At 22.1% G+C, this 19,212-nt stretch carries 16 protein-coding genes; 15 read left to right on the top strand and 1 reads right to left on the bottom strand.

Features of this window, described 5'->3' with window-relative positions; genetic code table 4:
* Nucleotide 1 precedes the first annotated feature (1 nt).
* The 13 genes from SFLOR_RS03220 (at nt 2) to SFLOR_RS03160 (ending at nt 16,292) form a co-directional block, all read left to right on the top strand.
* Nucleotides 2-1,822, top strand: coding sequence for an ABC transporter ATP-binding protein (locus SFLOR_RS03220; protein ID WP_100916656.1), 1,821 nt, complete (start codon nt 2-4; stop codon nt 1,820-1,822).
* A gap of 218 nt (nt 1,823-2,040) precedes the next feature.
* The gene (locus SFLOR_RS03215; RefSeq protein WP_100916655.1) at nt 2,041-2,343 is read left to right on the top strand and encodes a hypothetical protein; all 303 of its coding nucleotides are present in this window, start codon (nt 2,041-2,043) and stop codon (nt 2,341-2,343) included.
* Between the two features lie 54 nt (nt 2,344-2,397).
* Complete coding sequence (locus SFLOR_RS03210) at nt 2,398-3,270, top strand: Pr6Pr family membrane protein (RefSeq protein WP_100916654.1); 873 nt, start codon at nt 2,398-2,400, stop codon at nt 3,268-3,270.
* Nucleotides 3,254-4,138, top strand: a complete 885-nt coding sequence (locus SFLOR_RS03205) for a hypothetical protein (RefSeq protein WP_100916653.1) — start codon at nt 3,254-3,256, stop codon at nt 4,136-4,138. The genes SFLOR_RS03210 and SFLOR_RS03205 overlap by 17 nt, the downstream gene beginning before the upstream one ends.
* 892 nt (nt 4,139-5,030) lie before the next feature.
* Nucleotides 5,031-5,747 (top strand): phosphatase PAP2 family protein, encoded by a 717-nt coding sequence (locus SFLOR_RS05865; RefSeq protein ID WP_157806941.1) that lies wholly within the window; start codon nt 5,031-5,033, stop codon nt 5,745-5,747.
* A gap of 177 nt (nt 5,748-5,924) precedes the next feature.
* A complete protein-coding gene (locus tag SFLOR_RS03195) occupies nt 5,925-6,296 on the top strand; it encodes a hypothetical protein (RefSeq protein WP_100916651.1) in 372 nt (123 codons plus the stop codon).
* Nucleotides 6,297-6,341: 45 nt separating this feature from the next.
* Nucleotides 6,342-7,220 carry a Pr6Pr family membrane protein gene (locus SFLOR_RS03190; protein WP_100916650.1) on the top strand — a complete coding sequence of 293 codons (879 nt, stop codon included), beginning with the start codon at nt 6,342-6,344 and terminating at the stop codon, nt 7,218-7,220.
* Nucleotides 7,189-8,076, top strand: coding sequence for a hypothetical protein (locus tag SFLOR_RS03185; protein ID WP_100916649.1), 888 nt, complete (start codon nt 7,189-7,191; stop codon nt 8,074-8,076). Before SFLOR_RS03190 ends, SFLOR_RS03185 begins: the two co-directional genes overlap by 32 nt.
* Before the next feature lie 191 nt (nt 8,077-8,267).
* Nucleotides 8,268-9,143, top strand: a complete 876-nt coding sequence (locus SFLOR_RS03180) for a lipoprotein (protein ID WP_100916648.1) — start codon at nt 8,268-8,270, stop codon at nt 9,141-9,143.
* A gap of 692 nt (nt 9,144-9,835) precedes the next feature.
* Complete coding sequence (locus tag SFLOR_RS03175; RefSeq protein ID WP_100916647.1) at nt 9,836-10,669, top strand: hypothetical protein; 834 nt, start codon at nt 9,836-9,838, stop codon at nt 10,667-10,669.
* 372 nt (nt 10,670-11,041) lie between these two features.
* Nucleotides 11,042-13,693: a valine--tRNA ligase gene (locus SFLOR_RS03170; RefSeq protein ID WP_100916646.1), complete on the top strand. Its 2,652-nt coding sequence runs from the start codon at nt 11,042-11,044 to the stop codon at nt 13,691-13,693.
* A 48-nt stretch (nt 13,694-13,741) separates the two neighbouring features.
* On the top strand, nt 13,742-14,275 hold the full coding sequence (locus SFLOR_RS03165; protein ID WP_100916645.1) for a hypothetical protein: 534 nt from the start codon (nt 13,742-13,744) through the stop codon (nt 14,273-14,275).
* 286 nt (nt 14,276-14,561) lie between these two features.
* On the top strand, nt 14,562-16,292 hold the full coding sequence (locus tag SFLOR_RS03160; RefSeq protein WP_157806940.1) for a ComEC/Rec2 family competence protein: 1,731 nt from the start codon (nt 14,562-14,564) through the stop codon (nt 16,290-16,292).
* 47 nt (nt 16,293-16,339) lie between these two features.
* Here SFLOR_RS03160 and rpsT read toward each other — a convergent pair whose 3' ends face one another.
* Nucleotides 16,340-16,582 (bottom strand): 30S ribosomal protein S20, encoded by a 243-nt coding sequence (rpsT, locus tag SFLOR_RS03155; RefSeq protein ID WP_100916643.1) that lies wholly within the window; start codon nt 16,580-16,582, stop codon nt 16,340-16,342.
* Nucleotides 16,583-16,712: 130 nt separating this feature from the next.
* Here rpsT and holA point away from each other — a divergent pair, with 130 nt between their 5' ends.
* Both holA and SFLOR_RS03145 read left to right on the top strand, forming a co-directional pair.
* Nucleotides 16,713-17,666 carry a DNA polymerase III subunit delta gene (gene holA / locus SFLOR_RS03150; RefSeq protein WP_157806939.1) on the top strand — a complete coding sequence of 318 codons (954 nt, stop codon included), beginning with the start codon at nt 16,713-16,715 and terminating at the stop codon, nt 17,664-17,666.
* A 20-nt stretch (nt 17,667-17,686) separates the two neighbouring features.
* Nucleotides 17,687-19,165 carry a hypothetical protein gene (locus SFLOR_RS03145; protein ID WP_100916641.1) on the top strand — a complete coding sequence of 493 codons (1,479 nt, stop codon included), beginning with the start codon at nt 17,687-17,689 and terminating at the stop codon, nt 19,163-19,165.
* The last annotated feature ends 47 nt before the right edge of the window (nt 19,166-19,212 follow it).

The raw sequence follows: 19,212 nt of genomic DNA, 5'->3' as shown, positions 1-19,212 counted from the left end.
TATGAAAAAGAAAAAAGAAATATCAAATAATAGAGCTTTTTTGTTTTTATTTTTTAAATACTACAAACAAGATTTCAAAAAAAATTGATGAATAATTCCTAATTTTCTATTTTGAGCTTTCATGTTATTTTTAGCTCCTTTATTAACTAATCAAATTAATTTATCTTTAACACATCAAACTGTAAATCATGGTTTTTGATTACTTGATTATTGAGGACTTTCAACAATTCAATTAATAATTATTTCAGTCGTACTTTTATTTTTGAATTTAATTAACTCGTTTTTATTTAATTGATGATCAAATACATTTGCAAAACAAATTGAAACTAAATTGAGAAATGAAATTCTTGAAAAACTAGTAAGACAAGATATTTCATATTATTCAGATAAAAAAATAGGAGAACTATTAACTAATGTAATTTCTGATTCACAAATTGTTGGAAATCAAGCTGTTGATATTCCAATGAACGTTGCAAGTGCATTTTCTCAAGCTATAATTGGTTTATCATTAACTTTTATACTTGAATGAAGAATTGCTTTAGTTGGTTTTGTTATTTTTATGTTTATTTTAATTTCATTCTTTGTAAGTTATGCAGTTTTAGTGGCAAAATATGAAAAAGTAAGATTAACAATGGAAAAAACTAATGGTAATGTAATTGATAGAGTTATTTCTATTAGATTGATTAAATCAACTGGAACAGAAGATTATGAAACAGAGCATTTTAAAGAAAAACATATAGATTATTATAAACAAGCTAAGCCAATTGGAAAATGATTAAGTATTTTTTCAATGATTGTTTTTGCAGGAGATTTCTTATTATTATTTACAGCTCCAATGTTTGCTGCAGTCTTTTTTGGAGGAAGTGCAGACACTAGTAAAATGGAAGCTTTCTTTCAATTGTTTCCTTCATTTGTAATGGCACAAGGAATGTTAACAGGACCTATTATTACATTATTTGTAATTTCAGGAGGAGCTGCTATGGCAGGAGTTTCATCAGCTAGGATTTTGAGAACTTTAAATGCAGAATCTATTTTAGATTTCCACTATCATGAAGGAATTGAAATTAAGGATTTAAAAGGTGATATTGTTTTTAAAAATATTAATTTTAGATACCCTGAAAAACCAGAAAATTTAATTTTACCAAACTTTAACTTTACACTACAATATGGTAAATCATATGCTTTTGTTGGAGAAACTGGAAGTGGAAAATCAACAATTGCTAAACTTTTACTTCGTTTCTATGATCCAACAGAAGGACAAATTTTGATTAATAATAAAGAAGATTTAAAAGAGCTTAATTTATCTACATATTTAAATCATGTTGGATATGTTGAACAAGAGCCTCAAATTTTATTTGGAACTGTTTTAGATAATATTAAATATGGGTGTTTTGATGCAACTGATGATGATGCAATTGAGGCATGTAAAAAAGCAGAATTGCATGCATTAGTAATGAGTTGACCTGAAGGTTATAAAACAATTTTAGGAGAACGTGGATTTATGCTATCTGGAGGGCAAAAACAACGTTTAATTATAGCAAGAATGTTTTTAAAAGATCCAGAATTGTTAATTCTTGATGAAGCAACAAGTGCTTTGGACAATATTGTTGAAAAAGAAATTCAATCAAAATTGAATCAATTAATGAAAGGTAGAACAAGTGTTACTATTGCTCATAAACTTTCAACCATTAAAAACGTTGATCATATTATTGTACTTGGTGCAAATGGTGGAGGGATTGTTCAAGAGGGAACATTTAATGAATTAATTAAAAAACCAGGACATTTTAAAAATTTATATGAAGCTGGAAAAATAAACAAATAATTAGTTGAAAACTATATCAAAATAAAACAATATAAGTTTTGTTTTTAATAATAAAAATGCTTATTTAATTGTATAAAGTAAATTATATTTAAACAAAAATTTTAATATTTTTTAAAAAACTTTGTATAAAATATTAGTTTTAATTAAAATGGGACAAAAAATAAGAACAATAAAACTGAAAAGTTAAAACAGGCATATTTAAAGTAACTGTTTCTTCAATGATTTTATTTATTATTTCATTAGTTTTAACTAGTATTTTTGTAAGATTACTTATAATACATACTTTAAAAATACAAATGTCATGATTATGGTTAGGTCTTGCTGTTGTAACAGGTGTTATTGCAGTCTTTGTACTTTTTTCTATGATTCAGGGTTTTATCTTTTTAAAAGCTAACAAGAATTGAAAAGAAATGCAAAAAGTTAGAAAAAAATCAGCTCTTGATTGAAAATTATTTTATTTTGTATTTGCAGCAAAATTAATAAACTTTCTGATATTGAACATGAAAATCAAATTAAAATAAAAAATTATAGACTTTTTTAGTTTATAATTTTTTTATAGAAAAAGGGAGATAAAAATGTTTATTACAAAGAACAACTTAAAAGATTGAAGATTATGATATAAGTTAATAGTAGCTTTATTAATTTTAACTTTTATATTTGAAATGCTTATAAAAGGTCTAGTTAATATAGGTAATGATTCTTCTAAAAATCAACCAAGTATTTGAACTATATGATCAAAAGATGAAGCTGGAAAGATTATTGGATATGATTATTATGGTTATGTAATTAATTTTTTTAGTTTCTTTACTATTCAATCGAATATATTAATAGTTGTATGATTATTGGTTGGTTTTTTCAATCACAATAAAGAGGGAGAAATAAAAATATTGCAAAAATCATTTTCTCTAAGTGTTATAACTTATATAACAATTACTGCAATGATTTTTAACTTTATGTTATTGCCACAAGTATTGGCATCAGGAGACAATAATTTTGGAGCACTTTGATGAGTAGAACAAATGATAGTTCATACATTTGGCCCAATTGCTGCAGTTGTTTATTTCTTATTTTTTATGAAACAAAATTTAGAATTTAACTTTAAAAAATTTATTAAAAAAGATTTTTGAATAATAGCAATCTATCCAGTTGCTTATTTAGTTTATACTTTAAGTCGTGGAGAGCTAATTTATAGAAGTTATGGATCAGATGCAAGTTTAGCACATAAGCATCAAGCTTATCCATATTTTTTCTTAGAAATACATAATAAAAATGCTCTAGGTTTAGGAAATGAAAGTTTTATGAATAATGGTTTAACATGATTGTTTATTGCCATAATAACAATTGTTGGAATTATTATAGGCTTAGGAAGTCTTTACTTATTTATTGGTTCAAAAACAAGTAATATAAGAGAAAGTTGAAAAAATAAAAACAATGAAAAAAAATCATAACAAGCAAAATAGTGGCAATCTTCTTAAAAAACACAATAAAATAATAAGTAAGTTTTTTAGGACTAACTATTTTGGTTTAATCACATTTTTAATTGATCAAACTATTTTTGGAACAACTCTTGTTTTATTCATTTTAAACTTAGTATTAAAAAGTCAAATAAATTGAATTTCATACTCAATTGTTGGGGGCAGCATTTATTTGCTTTTAAAATTTACCTATACAAACTGATTTGCAAAGAATAAGTTTTTTAAATGTATTGATGTCTTTGATTACACAATAAAATTAGAAAATAATAATTTTAGAGCTAAAAGAGCTATTGAATTTATACCAATTTGATTCTGAATTTATATAATTTGTGTAAATTTTACTACTGTTATTTTTATTAACTATGAATTAAATAATGTTTTATCTAATACGCCTATAATGAAAGCTATAGTTACTTCAATGTTAAATGTTCTTTTAATCCCTTCATTTTTAAATTCTTTTCAGAAATTAGCACAATCTAATGTAGAAATAGAATCAAACTATAAAAATTTAATTAAAACACAATATTTTTCAAATCAATCTTTATTTGAAGATGCAAAATTCTCAGATTACTATTTAAATGTAAAATTCTCAAAAAATGATCTAACTTCTAAAAATGGATTGTTTATATTTACAAATAAAAAAGATTTAAATGAATCTGAAATATTGGAAATTAAAAAGGTAAATGAAAAAATATTACAAATATATAAAAAAAATTGAGAAAACTACTATGACTTATTAGATTCAAGTTCAGTGCTAGAATTTTCAAAAGGAAGTATTAGAAATTTATTTTGAATTGAAAGAATATATGATCATATATTCTTAGATTTTTTTAATATTTAATAGAAGTATATTATAAATTATATTTAAAATTGAATTTTATCTTTATATAACTAGACTCTTACGTAGTTTTTTTATTTTATTTATATAGGTAACAATTTTATAAAAATTTCTTTAGAACTATTCACAAAAAATAATAAAAAAACTCTTGACTTTTTTTTTTTTTTTTTATATATAATGACTATAAATTTTTAAAAAAATTGTTCATTTTTAATTTTTTTAAAAATTACTTAAGAAAGTACAATGAATAAAAAATAAATTTATTGTAACTACAAGTGCAGCATTTATTTTATGCAGATAGGAAACAAAAAAGATAAATGTAACTTTGAATAAGTAATTAATTGAAGTTTTCAAGGAAAACTTAGTGAAATTAGCATTACATTAGCAAATAATTTAACAGAAGTTATAAAAAGATTTCAAAAAAAATTAAAGCCTTTATTAAACCGAATTTTTCACCTTAAAAGGTATTTTTTAGATAAATGAAAGGAAATTAATTATGAAAACTAAAGAATTTAAATTTATTTTTATTCCTGGAACAGTGTTTTTTGTTTTGAGTTTTATTAGTTTTATTTTAGGTAGCATTTATGATTTTGAAATTGAAGAATTTCTTTCTAAAGGATTTCATTTTTTTAGTATAAAAATTTGAATAATTTTTTTTGATGTATTTGGGAATTTTCAATTTTTTCCAGTACTATTTATTTTTTTAGCAATATTAATAGAAACTTTTTTTCTTTTTATAAAAATAAAAAGAAAAAAAGAATATTATTTAATTCTATTCCTTTTTTATTTTTTGTTTTTAATATTATGATCTTATTTTTGTTTTACTTTTGTAAATAATTTATATAAAAAAGACGAAGGTTTTGGGATAAATAATGATGCGTTACTACTTTTACCAATGAAATACAGAATTAATATTTCAATTATTGTAATTTTTTTTACTACTTTAATTATTTTATTATCTGCATATTATATAAGATTTAAATTTTCTAAAAGAAAAGACATTTTTATTCAAGAGTATTGAATTGATTCTATTAAAGGTATTCTTTTTATTTTTTTATGTTACTTTATGATTTTAATTTTTAAACCATTGTTTGGAAGACCTTATTATTATTCAGTTATTTTTAATGATATTTTAAATAGTTATCTTCCAGAAAATTGAAATTATGATAGTAGCAAATATTTTTGAGGTGCTGGAATTGATGGAACTGAAAATGTTCAATATAAAAATTGATGAGAAATAAATGATTTTTGAAAAAATTTAAAATATTGATTTAGTAGTACAGCACATTTAAATCAAACAAATGGGTGAATTAATCAAGATTTTCCATCTGGACATACAATATCATCATTTTGTGTTATTTCAATTATGTTTTTATTTATAAATAATAAAAAAAATAGAAAATTAACAAATAAAAAAATTTCAATTATCTGAATTTGATTTTCATTAATTTTATTTAATATGAAATTTTCTTTAGTTATTGCAATGACACATTGGTGAACTGATGTTGAGTTTTCAACACTATTTGGATTACTTATGTTTTTTATAGTCCCAAAAATCATAGATTATAAACAAAAAAGATATTTTATAAAAGTTAATAAAAAATATAATTAATATTATATTACAGTACTTTTTATTATTTTTTAATAAACTACTATATTTATTAAAAAATAATAATTTGCTCTTTTTTGAAAAAAATTTCATTTTTTTCAAAAAACCTAGTATAAATTATTTTCTTTAATTAAAATAATTAGTTTATAATAATACTATTAATAAAAATAGGAGAAAAATATGAACAAAAAAACTGAAAAGTTAAAACAGGGCATATTTAAAGTAGCTGTTTCTTCAATGATTTTATTTATTATCTCATTAGTTTTAACTAGCATTTTTGTAACTTTACTTGTAATACATACTTTAAAAATACAAATGTCATGATTATGATTAGGCCTTGCTGTTGTAACAGGTGTTATTGCAATCTTTGCACTTTTTTCTATGATTGGAGGTTTTATCTTTTTAAAAGCTAACAAGAATTGAAAAGAATTGCAAAAGGTACAAAAGAAATCAGCTCTTGATTGAGGATTATTTTATTTTGTATTTTCATCTAAAATTGATAAACTTTCTGATATTGAACATAAAAAGCAAATAGAAAATAATGAATTATAGACTAAAAAGGTCTATAATTTTTTTATAGAAAAAGGGGAAAAAATAATGTTTATTACAAAGCAAAATTTAAAAGATTGAAAACTTTGATATAAGTTAGTAGTTGCATTATTAATTTTGACTTTTATAGTTGAAATGCTTATAAGAGGTTTACTTAATATAAGTAGTCAAACTTCTAAAAATCAACCAAGTATTTGAACTATATGATCAAAAGATGGAAATGTAATTGGCTATGATTATTTTGGTTATGTAATCAACCGTTTTAGTTACTTTACTATTCAATCAAATATATTAATTGTTGTATGACTATTAGTTGGTTTTTTTAATCATAATAAAGAGGGGCAAATAAAAATCTTGCAAAAAACATTTTCTTTAAGTGTCATAACTTATATAACAGTTACTGCTATGATTTTTAACTTTATGCTATTGCCAAAAGTATTAGCATCATCAAATAATAATTTTAAAGCAATTTTATGAGTAGAGCAAATAATAGTTCACACATTAGGACCAATTGCTGCAATTATCTACTTTTTATTTTTTATGAAACAAGATATAGAATTTAACTTTAAAAAATTTATTAAAAAAGATTTTTGAAGAATAGCAATTTATCCATTTGCTTATTTAGTTTATATTTTAATTCGTGGAGAATTAATTTATAGAAGTTATGGATCAAATGCAGCATTAGCTGGAAAACATAAAGCCTATCCGTATTTTTTCTTAGAAATACATAATAAAAACGTTCTAGGTTTAAGAAATGAAAGTTTTATAAATAATGGTTTAGCATGATTCTTTATTGCAATAATAACAATAATTGGAATTATTATAGGTTTAGGAAGTCTTTATTTATTTATTGGACAAAAAACAAATAATATGAGAAATAAAGGAGAAAGAAAAAATGAAGAAAAAAAATCAGAACAAACAAAATAGTGGTAGTTTACTTAAAAAACACAATAAAATAATAAGTACTTTTTTTAAGACTAATTATTTTGTTTTAACTATGTTCTTAATTGATCAAATTATTTTTGGTGCAACTTTTATATTATTTATCTTAAATCTAGTATTAAAAAATCAAATAAATTCTATATCATATATAATTATTGGGGGAAGTATTTATTTACTCTTAAAATTTACTTATACAAACTGGTTTGCAAAAAATAAATTTTTTAGATGTATTGATGTTTTTGATTACACAATAAAATTACAAAATCATAAATTTAGAGCAAAAAGAGCTATTGAATTTATACCAATTTGATTTTGAATTTATATAATTTGTGTAAATTTTACTACAGTTATTTTTATTAACTATGAATTAAATAGTTCTTTATCTAATACACCAGTAATGAATGCCTTAGTTACTTCAATGTTAAATGTTTTATTAATACCTTCATTTTTAAATTCTTTTCAAAAATTAGCACAATCTAATGTAGAAATAGAATCAAATTATAAAAATTTAATTAAAACACAATATTTTTCAAATCAATCTTTATTTGAAGATGCAAAATTTTCAGATCACTATTTAAATGTAAGTTTTTCAAAAAACGATTTAACTTCTAAAAATGGATTGTTTATATTCACAAATAAAAAAGATTTAAGTGATTCAGAAATATCACAAATTAAAAAAGTAAATGAAAAAATATTGGAAGTATATAAAAAAAATTGAGAAAACTATTATGATTTATTAGAGGAAAGTTCAATGTTAGAATTCTCAAAAGGTAAAGTTAGAAATTTATTTTGAATTGAAAGAATATATGATCATATATTCTTAGATTTTTTCAATATTTAAAAATATATTTTATAAATTGTTTTTAAAAATAAAATTAAAATTAAATATTATTTATATAACTAGTTATAAAACTAGTTTTTTTATTTATAAAAATAAAAGTTTTATGGAAAATATACTTAAAATAATAATGAGTTTTTCAACAAAAAGAGTTCACTTATTTGCGCTTTTAAAGAATACTTAAAAGGAGAAAAATGAAGAAATTATTGAGTTTACTAGCAGCTACAGGATTAGTTGCAACTACAAGTGCAACAGTTGTTGCATGTGGACAAGAAAATCGTTCAAATATATCTTTGAATAAAAGTTCAATAGATATTGAACAAGGTTCAACTGGTGAAATATTAATTACATCAGATAGCGATTTGACAGGTATTAAAATTACAGGTCAAGTTGAAAACAAAGTAACAACAGAAATTGAAGGTAAAAAAATAACAATTAAAGTTTCTGAAACTGCAGAAGTTAAAGATTATATTTTAGAAATTACTGGAACTAAAATACATGATAAAGCATTTACAGTTAAAGTTAAAGAAAAAGGATCTGTACAAAAAGATGTAACTTTAGATAAAGATTCAGTTGAAATTATTCAAGGTCAAACAGGTGAAGTTAATATTACTTCAACAAATGATCTAACATATGTGATTATTAAGGGTCAAGTTGCAGATAAAGTAACAGCAAAAATCGAGACTAAAAAAATAACAATTACAGTATCTGAAACTGCTGAAATTAAAGACTATACTTTAATAATTAGTGGAACTAATATAAATGAAAAAGAATTTACAGTTAAAGTTAAAGAAAAGACAGTTGGAAAAACTGATGTAACTTTAGATAAAAACACAGTTGAAATTACTCAAGGTCAAACAGGTGAAGTTAATATTACTTCAACAAATGATTTAACAGGTATGACTATTGAAGGTCAAGTAGCAAATAAAGTAACAACAACAATTAGTAATAAAAAAATTACAGTTACAGTATCTCAAGATGCCACTGTTCAAAATTACAATTTAACAATTAAAGGAACAAATATAAATGATAAAGCATTTACAGTTAATGTTAAAGCAAAAACAGCTTAAAAAAGCTGATATAATTTTGAACAATAAATAAGTTGAAATTACTCCTAATTTAAATGGAGGAACCAATGTTACTCATCAAATGATCTAATAAATTTCTACTATTAAAGATCAAGTTGCAGATGAAGTTAACAGCAACAATTTAAAGTAAGAAAATAATAATTATAGTATATTCTTTAATTTCAAAAGTTAAAAAATATACTTTAAAAATTAGTGGAAAATAAAATAAACACTTAAGTTTTTACAATTAATATTATTGTAGAACAATAAATACTGTCTAATTTTATAGAAATTAAACTATATCAGTGAATAGCAAATAAATATAAAATACTCTTTAAAAAGTATTTTATCATGTAATTATTTCATAAATAACTACTTAAATGTAGTAAAGAATCCATAAAAAAATTTATATAGATTTTAAAAAGACTATTTTTAATAATTTATATAAAAAATTCTTAAATAATAAAAATAAGTGCAATTTTGCACTAAATCAACAAGTTTAAAGGGACAATAATTGATATTAATTATTGTCTTTTTTTTTTTTTTTTGAAAAAAAAAAAAAAAAAGGAAATATCATTAAAAAGCATAAATAATAAGAATTTTGCAAAAAAGTCTCTAATTAATTTGGAACAATAATATAAAAAGTTTGCAAAATATTTTTATTGTTTTATAATATAGATAACGAGGATAAAAAAATGAAACTAAGGGTTATGAAAAAAGATTGAACAAATTGAATAATTTATAGTGCAATTTTTCTATTATTTGCAATTTTTTTCATACTTCCATCAATTAATTTTATAAATTCAAAATTTTACAATTCAGTTATTTTAATTACAATTAAATTATTAATTGGTATGATAGGAGTTGTAGTAATTTTGACAAAGTATATCAAGGGATATACAGAGTTTATAACAACTATAGATATCAATAAAAATAACGTTGTTTCTTTAAAATGAGCTTTAAGAAGAAAGAATTTAAAAGCTTTTTGAAAAACAACTTTATCTATAACACCATTTTTATTACTAGCAATTTTTCAAGGTTTAAATTTAAATAATAAAATTTCAGTTGAATATAATGATAATATTTATTATTATGATGGAGCAGCAATTTATCCTGGTATAACTGAATTTGCTGAAGAAGTATCAAAATCTTTTATAACTTTATTTTTTGAAAAATTATTAAATAATAATCGAAAAATATCATTTGTATTTTCATTATTTATAATTGGAATGATTTTCTCATCATTTTTAATGGTTATTATTTATGCTATTTATAAAATATCAATGAATAATTATTTTAAAAAAATTAATAAACAATTCAATAGACTTTCAACTAGTTTAAATATGGAAAATAAAGATATAATGGAAGAAAACTTTATTCAAATGGTTCAAGAAAAAGAAAATAAAACAAAAACAATGCAAAATGAAAGAGACTCGATTTTATATACAGTTTTAAATAAAAAGTACTCAGATTTCTTAAATGAAGTTAAGAAGTCAACTACACCTCCAAACTTTAACTTGGGAATATAATAATTTACTTAGTTAAAAACAAGTGTAGATACTTTAAAAAACTTGCAAAAAATAGAAAATAATATATCTTAAGGATGTCGGAACCTTTAAGATTAAAATAGCATAAAAATGCTATTTTTTTTGTTTGATTTGATATAATAATTTAGTAAATAGCTTATAAGGAGTAAACAGCAGATATTTTTCAGAGATCTAGTGTTTGGTGTGAACTAGAATTTATCACTGTTGAAGGTTGTATAAGTAAAAAATTTAAGATACTGAGTGGACTTTATTTTAAAGTCAATTAGGATGGTACCGCGTATTGTTAAACAATTCGTTCCTATTTTTTAATTCATTAAAAAATAGGAATTTTTTTATTTAAAAGGGAGCAAAAAAATGAAAGAATTAGAAAAAAAATATAATCATTTAGAAGTTGAAAAAGACAAATATGAATTTTGATTAGATCAAGAATTATTTAAAGCTGAATTTGACAAAAAAAAGCAACCATATTCAATAGTAATTCCTCCTCCAAATGTTACAGGTAAATTACATTTAGGACATGCTTGAGATGGAGCTTTACAAGATATATTAATTAGATTTAAGAAATTAAATGGTTTTGATACTGTTTGAATTCCAGGAATGGATCATGCTGGAATTGCAACTCAAGTTAAAGTTGAGCAACGTTTAAGAGAACAAGGTATTTCAAGACATGATTTAGGTAGAGAAAAGTTTATTGAAAAAGTTTGAGAATGAAAAGAAGAGTATGCCAAAACTATTAGAAGTCAATGAGCAAAACTAGGACTTAGTTTAGATTATTCAAAAGAAAAATTTACATACTCAGATCAATTAAATGAAATTGTTAATTATGTTTTTGTTAACATGTATGAAAAGGGATTAATTTATAAAGGTAAAAGAATTATAAATTGAGATCCAAAGCAAAAAACAGCTATTTCAAATATTGAAGTTATTTATAAAGAAACAAAAGGGGCAATGTATCATTTTAAATATATTTTAAATGATAATAAATCACAATTTTTACAAGTTGCAACAACACGTCCAGAAACTATGTTTGGAGACGTTTGTTTGGTTGTTAATCCAAAAGATGAAAGATATAGCAAGTATATTGGAAAAACTGTTATAAACCCCTCAAATCAAGCTCTAATACCTGTTATAGGGGATGAATATGTAGAAATTGACTTTGGAACAGGAATTATGAAATGCACTCCAGCTCATGATATCAATGATTTTGAACTTGGTTTAAAACATAATTTAGAACAAATTGTTGTTATGAACGATGATGCAACAATGAATGAAAAAGCATTAGAATTTAATGGTTTAGATAGATTTGTTGCAAGAGAAAAAATTGTTGAAAAATTAACAAAAGAAGGTACATTCATCAAAAAAGAAGAAATAACTCATCAAGTTGGCTATTCTGAAAGAAGTAATGTTATTGTTGAACCTTTTATCTCAGATCAATGGTTTGTTAAAATGGATTATTTAGCAAATCAAGTATTAGAATTACAAAATTCAAAAGAAGCAATTAACTTTTATCCTAATAGATTTAATGAAACATTAAATAAATGAATGCAAAATACTTATGATTGAACAATTTCACGTCAATTATGATGAGGACATCAAATACCTGCTTGATATCACAATCAAACAAAAGAAGTTTATGTAGGAGTTAATCCACCAAAAGATGAAAGCAATTGAACAAGAGATTCAGATGTTTTAGATACTTGATTTTCAAGTGCTTTTTGACCATTTGCAACAATGGATTGAAATGAAAAAAAAGAGTCAGAAATGATGAAAAGATATTTTCCTGTTTCAACAATGGTGACAGGTTATGACATTATTTTCTTTTGAGTAGCTAGAATGGTTTTCCAAAGCTTGGAATTTACAAAATCAAAACCATTTAAAGATGTTTTAATTCATGGACTTGTTCGTGATTCAGAAGGAGCAAAAATGTCAAAATCTCTTGGCAATGGTGTTGATCCAATGGATGTAATTGAAAAATATGGAGCTGATTCATTGCGTTACTTCTTATTGACAAATTCATCTCCAGGACAGGATTTAAGATACAGTGAAGAGAAATTGACAAGTACTTGAAATTTTATTAATAAAATTTGAAATGCTTCAAGATTTGTTATGATGAATATCGACAAAATTCCAACAAATGAGGAATTTGAAAATAACTTTAAAAAACCTGATTTGTCAAGAAATCAAATTGATTTGTGAATTTTAAATAAATTAAGTGAAACTCAAATACAAGTAAAAGAAGCAATTGATAAATATGAATTTACTATAGCAGGTAAAGTTTTGTATAACTTTATATGAGATGATTATTGCTCTTGATATATTGAACTTGCAAAAGCACAAATAGGTGAAAATGATTTATTAAATAATGAACAAAAAGAATTTAGTAAATTAACTCTAGGATTTGTATTAAAAAATATTTTAATAATGCTTCATCCCTTTATGCCTTTTGTGACAGAAGAAATTTATCAATCATTTGATCTAGAATCATCTATTTTAAAAGAAAGATGATTAGAAAAAGAATTTAATAATGAAGTTGAATCAATTAAACATATTTTTGATATCATAACAACTTTAAGAGAGTTTAGAGCAAATCAAAATATTAAAAATTCAATTAATTTAAATGTTTATTTAAATATCTCTAAATCATCATTTAAAGAAATATTAAATAATGAAATAGAATACATTAAATTATTTATTGAAAAAATAGTTAATTGTAGTTTACAAATAAATGAAATTAATGAACAAGAATTTACTTCACTTCCAGTTAAGGATTATTTCTTAGATATTCCAAATAAAGATTTTTTTGATAAAGAAAAAGTCTTATTAGAAACTCAAGAAAAAGTAAATGAACTTTTAAAAGAAATTGAAAGAAGTGAGAAAATGCTTTCAAATGAGAATTTTATTAAAAGAGCTGCTCCAGAAAAAGTTGAAGACGAAAAAAGAAAATATGAAGATTATAAAAAACAATATATTCTACTGTTAGAAAAACTTAATGAATTAAAAAAATAAAACTTATAACTTTTATTTTTTTGTCGATAAATTTAATTGGGGTGATATATGAAAAAACTTCGTTATCTTGCAATATTGATATTTTCTTTATTAATAGGAGCAAGTTTATTTTTTATAGCGAATACTAGTTTTGAAAGTAATTCAATTCATAAAACCACTTATGATAATTATGTCTACTTCAAAGTAAAATTTGATATTACTTTATTAGATAAAGAAATTTTGCCTGTAAAATTAAAAAATAATAACAATACAAATAAAACAAAAGATTTCTTAAAAGAAAATAAATTAACTTATTTGGAAAACTTGTTTGAAATAGAAAATAATAAAAATTTAAAAAAGAATAATACTATTTTGTTTTATCCAAAAGATACTATTGAAGTTTTAAGAATTAGCAGATTTGAAGTTAAAAAAGAATTTTTTACATCTAGAAGTATAAGTGAAACATTAGCAGAAAAAAGTGTTGATATATTTTTAGATACTAAAAATTCTTTTGAAGAGTGCATGACTAAACTGCAAGAAATTTATAAAGGTACTTTTAATGCTGAGTTTTATAAAAAAGCATTACCTAAATTGATCTACTAAAGTAAATTGGTTCTTTTTAACTTTTTTATTAGTTATATGTATTGCTTTAACTAAAAGTATAAGCAATATTTATATATGCACTATTTTTTATATATTAGTATTGTTAATATTTAGCTTTAATATTAAAAAATCTTATCCTTTTTTAATATTTACTATTTTATTTTTAGTTTGATTTCTTTTATTTTATAAATTTGATATTAATAAAATTTTAAAATTTAATTTTTATAAAGTAATTGAGGTAAAAGAAAATTATATTTTAATAAACCAATTGAATACTCTCTATTATTTGAAGGTAGGGGAGGTTAATGTATCAGTAGGGGAGTATATATCTTTAACAGGTAATCTAGAAAACATCAATGTTAATGGTAATTTTTGAGAGTTGGACTTTAATTCTTATTTATTAAATAGAAATGTTAAATATAAAATAATTGACAGTTCAATTAGGAAATTAAATTTTTATTCTATCCAATATTTTTTATTCAAAATAATAAACTCGTCTAATAATCTTTCCAAATTATTGCTTTTTCAACAAAAAACTGATGATCCAATTTACAATAACTTAAATTCCTATTCTTTGGGTTACTTAATTAATTTAAGTGGATTAAATATTTATATAATATCTAACTTTTTAAATAAAAAATTATTTGATAGATGTCAAATATATAAAAAATATAAAATAGTGCTAATTATCTTACTTTTTTATTACAGCTATCTTTTAAATTTCAAATTATTTATATTGAAATCTGCTATTTTACTTATTATTAATTGAATTGAATTAAATTGAAAATTTAAATTCTCTAGAGTTACCAAATTATCAATACTTTGAATTGCATGTTTATTTATAAATCCTTTATTCATTTTTAATATTGGTTTTATTTTTACTCTTATTGCTTTTTTATTTATAAAAAAATATACTGATAAAAAACCAATAACAAATATTTTCTATAATTTTTTAATCATAAATGTAGTTTTTGCACCTGTTCAAATATTCTATTATTACAAATATTTCTGATTTAGTTCAATTTTTAAAGTACTTTTAATTCCAATAATAACTTTTAGTTTTACAAGTTCTTTATTCTTTATGATTCCATTTTTAAAAACAGTTCTTAATTTAATTTATCAGTTACTATACTTCTTTTCTAAATCTTTGACCTATATTAATTTAACAACAATTTGTGGAAGCTTTAGTTTTCTATTTTTAATTGCTTACTTTACTTTGTTTATATTGATTAGTCATTTTAAATTCAGTAAAAAAATACTAAAGTTAGTTTTCATCTCTTTATTTAGCTTAAATATATTTTTAATATTTGAATTAAATCAGTTTTCACAAATTAGTCCAAGTATTACAATGTTAAATGTAGGTAATGGCAATAGCTTTTTATTTCAATATAAAAACAGAACTATTTTATTTGATGCTGGAAAAGGAAGTGGATTTAATAAAAATAGTTTAGAGCAGTTTTTAATTTATAAAGGAATAAGAAAAATTGAAGCTGTATTTATAAGTCATAATCATAAAGATCACTATGATCAACTTGAGAGTGTAAAAAATAGTTATAAAGTAAAGAATATATTTTTTAATTATAATTTAAAAACTAACTATATCTTTCAAGACTTAAAAATTACAAATTTTATAGAATTAAATAATAATGATGAAAATAACAATTCGCAAATATCTCTTCTTGAAATTGCAAACAAGAAAATTCTTTTTACAGGAGATGCAACAAAGAAAAGAGAATATCGTTTAGTTAAAAATGAAGTATTTTTAACTAAAATAAAAGGGGGAATTGACTTTTTGCAAGTTGGTCATCATGGAAGCAAAACTAGTACTTCTGAAAAGTTTATTGAAATTATTAAACCAAAAACTTGTTATATATCTGGGCATAAATCTAAGACTTTAAATTTTCCAAATAAAGAAACAATTGAAACACTAAACAAATATAAATGCCAAACTTATGTGACAAATGGCACTACAAGTTATAAATATAAGATTAAAAATGGAGAAACATTTAAAATATAAAAAGCTCTTATCAAAATAAGAGCTTTTTTTATTATTTGTTTAATTAATTATTTCATTAATCTTGATTTTTCTCTTGCAGCTTTATTTGCTTTAAAGATTCCTTTAGTTACTGATTTGTCTAATAAACTTACTGCTTCATTAATTAAAGCATCTTTTTCTTTTGACTCTTCTGCTTTTGCAGCTAAAGCTTTTTTAATTGCAGTTTTAACTGAACTTCTGAAAGCCTTGTTTGCTAAACGTGATTTTTCATTAGTTAAAATACGTTTTTCTTGTGATTTAATATTTGCCATTTTCAATTCACCCCTTTGAACAAGATATTTTATATACATATAGAGTATATAGTAAAAAAATAGGTAATTCAAAATAAATTATATTTTTTCTTTATTTTTAATGTTAAATTATATTATAAAGGTGATAAAAATGTTCTTTATATACTCAAATGACAACTTTTTAATAAAAAGACAAATAGAGAAATTAACTCAAAAAATTAATGTGGATAAAGAATATGAAATTTTTGAATATTCATTAATTGATGATCCAATTTCTTCTATTTTAGAAGAAATAAATACTTATTCAATATTTTCAACAAAAAAAATAATAATTATAAATGAATGCTGATTTGTTACTGAAAATAAAATTAAAATGAACAAAACATATGATTTAAAATTTATAGAGCAAATTTTAAATTCAACAAATAAAGAAGTTCAAATAATTATGACTTTAAACTCAGATAAATTTTCAAAAAGATTAAAAATTACTAAATTAGTTGAAGAAAAATGTAAACTTTTAAAATTAGATGAGCCAAATTCAGAGCAAAAAAAAGATATTTTAGTCAAAAAACTTGAAAACAACAAAATTGAGTATGAAAATGAAGCTTTGGAATTATTTATTGAAAAATTACCAAATGATATGCATGTTTTTACAAATGAATTAGCAAAAATAATTTCATTAAATAAAAAGCTTACATGTCAATTAGTTGAAGAAATAACTATGAAATATCATAATTTTGATACATTTCAAATTGCAAATTGTTTTCTTTCAAATGATGTCAAAATGTTTTTAAAACAATGATCAAGTTATTTAGAAATAAACAGTGATATATTTTCATTTTTAGCCTTATTGGCAAATAACTTAATTACTTTAAGAAATATATTAATATTGAAGCAAAAAAACATGAATAATTCAGAAATTGCTTCAACATTAGCAATAAATCCTTATAGAATATCAAAGTTATTAGAACAAAATAAACTTAATATTGATAAAATAAATGATAAAATTAAAGTATTATATGTTCTTGAAAAAAACATAAAAAATGGAATTTATGATAGTAAAATAATTCCAGAGATTGAACTATTAAAAATGTTTAATTTTTAGTAAGAATAGAGGTTAAAAAGATGGAAGCTAAAAAGATATATCAGGATTCGATATTTTTGTTAGCAAATTTGATAAAAAATGAGCAATTAAGAGTTGAATTATTAAATAATTCTGAATTTAAAAAGCAAACAATTGAATTAATTAATGATTTATTAGTTTTGGAAATTAATGAAAATTGTACTTTTAAAGATCAAAAATGAAGTCCTGTTTTTGGAAAAGCTTTAGTAAATATTACTAAAGAAAAACTTAAATTTATAAAACCAGAAGATAAAAAAGCAGATGATGTTTTAAGTGATATTACTTATATTCAAACATATTTGTTTAATAATTTACAAATATCAAGAGACTCATTAACTGATCAAAATTTTGAATTGACCGAAGATTTAGTTAAAGAAAACTCAAAAATTACTGATGAAATGAAGGAAAAGTATTTAAAAGTATCGGAAAAACCAGAACCTGAAGTAGTAGATAAATCAAAAGAACAACCAAATACAAATACTAATCAACAAAGTGGTTTTCAAGGATTTGCAGGTGTTGCAGGAGCAGGAGGAAATGCAGGACAAGGTAATCCATTTATGGGTAGTGGATTAAATACAATTCCACCAACTCCATTACAAGATATGAGGTTTTATCCTTATAGTACAAAACCTAAATATACCAAATGATTAAAACTAACTTTAGGTATAGTTTTAGGATTATCTGTTGTATTTTTTATTCTAATATCTATTGTATTTCAATTAGTAAGTTCATTTAAAATTACCAATGATTTAAATGGTCTATCAGGTTTTGACAAGGAATTTGCACAAGCTTGAAGTGCTTATTTAGAAAAAAGAAAATCAACTCAATATAGTTGATATTTATCAAATTCATTAGGTATACAAAGTGGACCATTTTCAATAGTTATTTTAGTTATTTTAGGATTAATGATGGGTTGAATTATTTTTACAATTGTTCAACCCCCAAAAACTTATAGACAACAATTTACAATCCCTGGTATTAACTTAGTTGTACCTGCAATGTTTTTAATTATGATGATATTTACTTGTAGTAGAGCAATTGGTTATATTTTTGGAGCAAATGTTCCTTTTAGTAGTTTATCAGGCTTTCTTGCTGTTGTTACAAATAATAAATCAATGACAACAGAAAGTTTTAATAATTGAATAAATGCAAATAAATCAGGATTAGATCAATTAGTAACTGCAATGAATAATCATTTTGATATGACAATGGCAAAAATATTAATATGATTCTTCTTTATTTCAGTTTTAATGGCAGGTATTACTATAATTATTATTCTTTTCTTAAATCCAAGACTTGATAGAGAAAAAATTGCAAAAGCAAATGATGAATATCAAATGATGATTTCAGAACTTATGCAAGGAAGAAGTTATGAAATAGATCCAAACTTATATGAACCTCAAGAAGAAATAGATGCTTTCTTAAAATCACTTGAAGACCGACAAAATAAAAATAAAGATAAAGATGATGAAAAAAAATAAAAAGATTTTAAAGAAAATAAAAACACAATAATTATTGTGTTTTTTTT

Origin of the sequence: Spiroplasma floricola 23-6 (assembly GCF_002813555.1) — a bacterium.
Lineage (GTDB): Bacteria > Bacillota_I > Bacilli_A > Mycoplasmatales > Mycoplasmataceae > Spiroplasma_A > Spiroplasma_A floricola.
The sequence above is the reverse complement of the archived record's forward strand: the minus strand, read 5'-3'. Positions and strand labels throughout refer to the sequence as shown.